The sequence below is a fragment of the Cloacibacillus sp. genome (assembly GCA_036655895.1).
Classification (GTDB): Bacteria; Synergistota; Synergistia; order Synergistales; family Synergistaceae; genus JAVVPF01.
Genome location: JAVVPF010000025.1, coordinates 40,402 through 48,162, shown reverse-complemented (window position 1 = coordinate 48,162; position 7,761 = coordinate 40,402). Strand labels below are relative to the sequence as shown.

7 protein-coding genes are annotated in these 7,761 nt (G+C 40.1%); 1 reads left to right on the top strand and 6 read right to left on the bottom strand.

The genetic code is table 11. The features are described 5' to 3' along the window. Nucleotides 1-673 (top strand): hypothetical protein (locus RRY12_09005; GenBank protein ID MEG2184803.1); only part of this gene is annotated, 673 nt, incomplete at its 5' end. Between the two features lie 152 nt (nt 674-825). Here the strand turns inward: RRY12_09005 and RRY12_09000 are convergent. The 6 genes from RRY12_09000 to RRY12_08975 all read right to left on the bottom strand — a co-directional run bounded on the left by RRY12_09000 (nt 826) and on the right by RRY12_08975 (nt 7,383). After that, complete coding sequence (locus RRY12_09000) at nt 826-2,193, bottom strand: uroporphyrinogen decarboxylase family protein (GenBank protein MEG2184802.1); 1,368 nt, start codon at nt 2,191-2,193, stop codon at nt 826-828. 38 nt (nt 2,194-2,231) lie between these two features. After that, on the bottom strand, nt 2,232-3,530 hold the full coding sequence (locus RRY12_08995; GenBank protein ID MEG2184801.1) for a TRAP transporter large permease: 1,299 nt from the start codon (nt 3,528-3,530) through the stop codon (nt 2,232-2,234). A gap of 2 nt (nt 3,531-3,532) precedes the next feature. Next, nucleotides 3,533-4,060 (bottom strand): TRAP transporter small permease, encoded by a 528-nt coding sequence (locus RRY12_08990; protein MEG2184800.1) that lies wholly within the window; start codon nt 4,058-4,060, stop codon nt 3,533-3,535. 88 nt (nt 4,061-4,148) lie between these two features. Next, nucleotides 4,149-5,177 (bottom strand): TRAP transporter substrate-binding protein DctP, encoded by a 1,029-nt coding sequence (gene dctP, locus RRY12_08985; GenBank protein MEG2184799.1) that lies wholly within the window; start codon nt 5,175-5,177, stop codon nt 4,149-4,151. Between the two features lie 91 nt (nt 5,178-5,268). Next, nucleotides 5,269-5,907, bottom strand: a complete 639-nt coding sequence (locus RRY12_08980; GenBank protein ID MEG2184798.1) for a corrinoid protein — start codon at nt 5,905-5,907, stop codon at nt 5,269-5,271. A gap of 54 nt (nt 5,908-5,961) precedes the next feature. Continuing rightward, entirely contained in the window at nt 5,962-7,383 is a 1,422-nt protein-coding gene (locus RRY12_08975) for a trimethylamine methyltransferase family protein (protein ID MEG2184797.1), read from the bottom strand. Nucleotides 7,384-7,761 lie beyond the last annotated feature (378 nt).

Here is a 7,761-nt window from a genome sequence, read left to right as displayed (position 1 = left end):
AAGAAACTGCTACAGGCTGATGAATCCCACTTTGGTTTCATATATGCAAAAATCTTATCATTGGCTTCTTGAAAAACTAAAGTCACAGAATATGGCTGGCAAAGTCATATTAGAGGATTTTATAAATAATTATTGTTTCTGCCATGCAAATATTGAGGAGATGCCCGCTGACGCACTATACATCATCACCGACAAATACCCGGAACTCGTTGCTATATATAAAGGTTTAATAGATAAACTCGGCCTCGAACGAGACATTCTATATGTGGCTACTGCAAGCAGCCTGCTCCCGCTAAAAGAAAACTCTGTGGATTTGTATATAGATTTTGATTCTGCCAACGAATACGCTTTATTCCATAAAGGGTATTCGCTCGAGGCCGTTTCCCGTTATCTCAAACCTGACAGTTGCGCAATGGGCGCTTTCTTCTCTTTCGATCAAAAAAGCCCTTCCGTCACAGAATTGCACCATCAGTACCCTGAAGCTTGGGATAGAAGTTATGACAATAAGCATTTTAAGCTCTATATGAAAGAGAGATGGGAGCACGTCGCATTTGAAGAAATCGGCAATGTGATAGACGTTGAAGTCAACGAGCAAGCCTCTCTTTATCATATCCCTGGCGTTGTAGATATGGATGTTTATTATGCGAATAAACTAAACAATCTGAAACAATAAGTAACACACATATCTTTGTGCAATTATTCATTTGAATCTTGCAAACTATGTCCATCAATAAAAACCGATGTTGATGGACCAGACGCCCACCTAGTCGGTTCAATATTAAAACTTTTACCTTTCAGCCAGTGTATGCTTATACCCCAAAAAATCTACAATCTTTTATTTATCTCTTTCATGAGTTCATTGTCTGTAGGAACTATATTATCAAAAACTATTTCATTATTCATCAACATAGAGGGAAGATTTTTCACTCCTATGGCACTTACGCGTTTAATGCCGGCGAGGCTTTTTATCAGAGTTTCACGATAAAATAGTTTATCTCCATACTTATCCTTGATTCTATATAGAGATTCCATCATGTACTGACACGGAGCACATCCTTCTGAGTCAAGTGTGACCACCTCAATAAATATCCTGCCTGGTTCTATAGTCACATCCTCAAACCCTTCAGCGGCGGCATTGCAACCGGAAAGCGCTTCTTCAAGCGATGAAAATCCGCTGCTTTTAGAAGGTTCTTCGCCAAGCACAGCGTATCTGCCCACTGCTTCAAGATTATATTCCGGGGTGTCAAATGGCAGGTCACAGCCCGGCGAGAGAATGTAACCTTTATGCCCTCCTTCTTTTAAACATTTTTTTGCATCCGCCACGCATTCCAGCGGATTCCCGAAAAGCAATGTTGTAGTAAGGTGCAGGTTCCCCTCTATCGCTACGTTGTATTTCGCAGACAGCTCCCGAGACATCACCACGCTCACTTGTTCATCAAAAGCAATACCATCCGGTTCACATTGCATCATAAGCTCAATATTTTTCGTTGCGTCTCCACAACAAAAGAGAGTTACGAACGCTCCCCTTGACTTTACCTCCTGAATCGAAGGAGCCACGGCCGTTGTAACATATTTTTTAAAGTGTCTTGGCGATATCTGGCTCGTCATTGGGTCTACAAGCGCAACTACATCAGCTCCAGCCTCCACATACCAAGCGGACATTTTACGAGATATCTCTGCGCAGAACAATAGTATCTCGTTTGCATATTCCGGTTCTTCAATCATATCCGTGAGGAATTTAGCCCCTGCGAGATGTAACGCTAAGGTAAACGGGCCGCATATTAGTCCCAAGATAGCCACATCATCTCCAATTTCTTTTTTTAACGTAGCGGTAACATTAAGAGCATTCTCAATACGCCCAAGTTTTTTAGTAAATTCAGGAAGTTCTCCGATTTTTTTCGTATCAAGTACATGTGTAGCTACAGCGGGCGGATTGTTTTTCGACCATTTCAACCCGCACCCCAAGGCTTCAGCCTCAATTTGAAGGTCAAAAACAGAGCACACACCATCTGCAAAATATTTTTCAGCAGCCAGCTTAACACCCGCCACGATATTCTGAGGAGATTTAAGGTATGTTTCAGCATCAACTCCAAGTAACTTTGCACAATGTACTCCCGTGAAAGGGATCCACGGAATTCTATCGACTTCTTCACAGCGAAGCGCCTTGAAAAGTAAATCTTTACCATCACTCATCTTAGTTTCCTGCTTTCTTCTAATTTCAATACTAAGCATTACCATCCAAGAACATGTCTCGGAAGCCAAAGGGCCATTTCTGGAAAATAAGTTACCGCTAATAATGTAGGAAGCCACGCAAATACAATAAATTTTAGCGTCATAGGCAGCATATCTGCAACCGCCGTCTTCATCACGCCTGAACCAAAATATAGACATGGCGCGGTCGGAGGGGAAAGGAGACCGATTCCTATATTCACCCCGATTATCGCCGCAAAATGTATCGGGTCTACACCAAAGTTTTGGAGAATCGGAATGAATATCGGCGTACATAGGAGAATCGCACTGGTATCATCCATAATCATCCCTATTATTAAAAGAATAATATTAGTACCTAGCAAAATAACATATTTGCTGTCTGAAAATTCTTTTAGCGTTTTAGTGATCATTCCCGGTAAATCTTCCATAATGTAAATCCGGCTAAGCATCATTATGCAAAATATCATGACCATAATAACACCAGTCGTCGATGCCGTCTCAATCAAGGTCTCACATAGCCCCTTCAGGGTCAATTTTTTATAAACAAAAAAACCGACAGGAATCGAATATATTACGGCAACAGCCGCAGCTTCCGTTGGGGTGAAATAACCTCCATAAATACCTCCGAGCACAATGACTGGCATAGCAAGAGCAGGAATGGCAGAAAACGTCCTTTCTGAAGCCATGCCAATAAAATCAGCATAACTCATTGGTTGTCTGATTTTAATATTTGGGTTATTTCTGAGGATAAAGTAACTTGTAATTGAAAGCATGATCATTAACATGATACCGGGGCCAACAGTAGCAAGAAAACAGGCCAGCAATGACTGGCGCCCCGCCCAAGAATAGAGTACCATGTGCGCGCTTGGAGGGATCAAGAGTCCCAGCGGCGCAGCGCAGGTAATCAATGCAGCAGTAAACCCCTTATCATATCCGGCCTCTTCAAACCTCGGCTTCATGATGGAACCAATACATGACAATGTCGCAAGACTACTGCCTGCAATGGAGCCAAAGGCTCCAGAAGCAACAATGGCAACTATAGCAAGCCCGCATTTTATTCTTCCAACAAAAATGTCGACAAAATCAACCAAACATTTACCGATGCCACTTTTATTCATGAGCAAACCGACGGCTATAAAAAGGGGCACACAAATCAATATTAAGGAATTGACTATACTATATCCATACGTGAGCAAAAAACTCGTCTGATAATCTAAAGTCACTATCAAAAATAACGCCGCCGCCATAAAGGCATATTGTATATACATTCCAAGCAGCAAGCCGGCTATAATAATCAAAATGGCTATAAAAATCGCCACGGTTAATCCTCCTCCTTACCTATACCAATATATATATTGAGGTCTTTGGCTGTGTAGATGATTAGATAAAATGACATTAATGTAAAACCTAAAAATAAGGCCATCTGTGGAATCAGAAATGGAATATTCCATGAAGAGGTTACTGGCCATATTTTTATTGATCTTACAATTAAATTGTAGGCAAAAACATTAAAAATAATATTCACCAAAGTTTGAAATATCCCCGCCACAACCTTCATCAATGCACGTTTTCTCGGCTTGAGCAACGAAGATAAGATGTCCGCTTTAATATGACCGCCCTCATACATTGCATAGGAAGCCCCTATAAAATACATCCAGAAAGAATCGACAAGAACTATCTCATCATAACCAAAAATATCCATATGAAAAACATATCTAGCAACAACAACAGCTCCCAATATCATCAGCATCACCAAAGAAGTGAGCAACATGATGCCTCTTTGGATCACCAGTAGGCTTTTCCATATTTTTGATTCCATGATTTGATTTGTTGCTTTTATTTTTTTCACCACAATCACCCCGGCTTTCTTTTAAACATAAAAGCATACCCAAAGGTTACTCGACTTCAGGCATGCTTTTACCATATGTTTCTACTGGTTATTTATTTTTCATATTATTTACAATCTTATCAAGATTGACAAGGAAATCTTTACCAAACACATCATAGTATTTCGGCCAAACTGTCTTTCTGAGATATGCCGCTAGTTCAGAATAATATTTGTCATTATATTCTGCCACTTCAATTCCATAATCTTTCAGAAGTTTCGCATACTCGATGTCTTTTTTAGCCATCAAATCAAGCGTTTTAAGCGACCAAGTATTAAACGCCTTAGATACTATCTTCTGCTGCTCTTTGGTGAATGAGGACCAGAGGTCTTTATTAATGATAAGCCACGAAGGAGGACAGACTGCCCTGTTGTAATCTACATGTTTTACAATATCCTTACCAAGAAGATATGTGCTTTCAAGCGTTTGTCCAGAGGCGCCGTCAACCTGCCCAGTCTGCATAGCATTCCAAAGCTCCGATACATCCATCGTCAGAGTCTGATACCCCATAGCCACATAAGAATCTCTATAAAGAGGCATTCCGGGTACCCTTATGCTTCTTTTTTTATTTTCAAAGCCGATGAATTTTTCAGGGCGTTTTCCTTTGGCAAAAATAAGATTCGCATAAGGTTCCGGCCACGGGCCAAGACTCACAATATTAATTGACTGAAGAACGGATTCGATTTTTGTAGCAAAGGGAGAATCTACTGCAAAACAAATTTTTGCGAGCTGCTTATACCCCAAAGGAGCATAACCTGGCAGATTAAGCATATCAAGGCGCGGGTCAAAACGCTTCGTAAGCCATGTTGAAGCCAAGTCTATTGTTCCTTGACGAACTTCTTCTACCGCTTCCTCATATCCTCCAAGTTGCCCACCAGGGAAAATTTTTATTGATATTTTCCCTTTCGTCTCTTTTTTTATCTGCTCCACCGCAGAGACTAATCCTTGTGTAATAAAACTATCCGCAGGGTACGGAGCATACATTTTAAGCACCTTAGCCTCCGCAGCAAGTGAAAAACAGGAGGCAAACATAAAGCTAAAAGTAAATATCGCCATTACTCTTATAAGATATTTTTTCATACACAATCTCTCCTTTTGTCTTCAATAATTTGCTAGTACTTAAACCATTACATTAAAAGAACAGATTAGATTAATCTCTGAGAAGTATCGCCTAACGCGGCAGAATATTTCTCGCTACAGTTACAGCGTCACTTGCATCGGCAGAATACACCGCCCCAATCTTTTCAGCATACAGAGGAGACACAGGAGCACCGCCTATCATTACTTTTAAATCATCAAGTAATCCTTCTTCCTTAAGAGCATCCATCACATCCTTCATATTTACCATCGTAGTTGTGAGCATCGCAGATAGTCCAAGAATATTCGGCCTTATTTCTTTGACCTTCTCAACAATTTTGGCAACGGTGACATCCACACCAATATTGACCACCTCAAAACCGGCCCCTTCTAACATCATTCCGACAAGCTTAACGCCAATATCATGAAGGTCTCCCTCTACCGTCACCGTCAGAATTTTGCCTGCCGCTTTTACCCCCTCCTCTACAAGCAGACTACGAATAATATCAACCCCGTTTTGTAGCGCTTTTGCTGAAACTAAAACCTCGGGCACAAACATTTCGCCCTCTTTAAAAAGTTCTCCAACCTGGTTCATTCCTGAAATCAACCCGTCATTCAGGATTTTCCCAGCCGGGATTTGAGCACAAACCGCCTCATTGACTAAAGTGGCAACCTGTTTGACGGAGCCATCTATAACTGCCTCTGCAATAGACCTGAGAACTTTACTATCCATCCTTGTAACTCCACACTTTCTTTTTTATATGATAGGTAAAAAATTCTATAATCGTTAGCTGCGGATAATATTATCAAGCACAGTCTCTGCATCCTCGGGCAAAGTAATAGGAACATATCTTTTCATTAGTTTCTTAGTTTTCATAACCGTTTTACTCAGCACACCAGATTCCAGTTGACTGTTTTCGTTTTTAACGGCAGAACAGTCGAATATGCTCCGCATCCAAAGTTCTTTTTTGAAATTTTCTAAAGTGTGTTCCGATGTTAAGAAATCGCCAGAAGGGCCAATATTTTTAATAAGCTCAACCCCCTTAAAATCCTTATTGACATCAATTCCTCTATGTACTCTTTTTACATAATTTGCAATTTCAGACGCAATGACAAGCGCTTCCGCACTTACAGCATTCATACCGGCGATTAGCCCCATGCCTTGGATCATATTAATGCCAGCCATCGCAGGCAACATACTAGTCGAACACTGTTCCGCTCCAAGCTGCGGATCAAGAGATAAAGAGTCAGTCAGGTTTCCGCCGCCTCCGGTTGGGAGCCCATAATATTTTCCCATCTGAGTTGTTGCCACACGCAACATACCAAACTCCGGACAACCAACACTCACATAACCGTTTTGCATATTGATGGCTCTTGCCCAGCTTGCATATATAGTTGGAACCGTGGGGTTTACCAGTTTAGCCAGAATCATACTGCTTAAAAGTTCTGCATTTGCTATAGCGACAGTTTCAGCTAAAGTCACTGGCGACGTCGCCCCTGCCATAGGCCCAGATTCAATAAAGAGAGGTATATTATTCTGCGCGGACTCTATAATGAGCTGCATGGAGTCGCTGCGCTGATGCAAAGGACTGGTCAATGTTACTAGGAACGAAAAAAATGGCGCCTTCCTCAGTTCCTCACTGCTACCAGCCATAAACTCCGCCATTTTAATTATTTTCTTAACATTTTTACGATCATTTGCCTGCGTTTGAATATGCTTGGAGGTATAAAGCATTCCCGCCTTAAACTCATACAGATCCACATATTCAGGCTCCACATCTGTAGCTCCAACACTAGGAAGAATATAATCCGGCGGATCCAAAACGTCACAGAGCTTCATTATATCTACGACATCTTTACTAGTTGACGGACGATACCCTCCGTTTTCTAAATCAAGATAATTGGTAGCAAAGCCTGTGGTTCCAAAATACAGATTATCTCCTCCAACATGAAGAGTTTCACGCCCGTTGCGCCCATATAGTTCCACCATAGGATTGAAAGTTTCAATAACTTGGTCAATAATATGATTGGTTAGAAAAACTTTCTTATCTTTTATCAGTACACGCGCCCCAGCCTTTGCAAATATTGACATTGCTTCATCATCTTCACAAATAAAGCCAATTTCTTTTAATATATCTCTCGAAATACGATCAATATATTTGATTTCTTCGTCATCCAATAATTTTATCTTTGGTCTCACGAATTCCATCCCTTTCAATTATTTAAGAAATAATTTCTTTGTTATTTGATTTATGAAATAATATCTTCATTATATTCCCTTTAGCTTTCTTGTCAATAGGATGAACTCAACGCTATCTAGTATAATTTTTCTTCTATAGAGGCTGTTATAATTATAATATTTTTATACAAAAAATATTTTGGACGCTTATTCTAAAAATATAAGAGATTGACGTCCTAATATAGACACGTATGTAGTAAATAAGAGTTGTGTACTTAAAACAACAATGATAGAATATATACTTGCTGAAGAAATGATTTCATAATTTTAAAAATAATTTTCTATTAAATTTCACAATGGATAATTATTAGGAAGGAAGGCCTTATGTATCTTGCATTATGCAAGAGC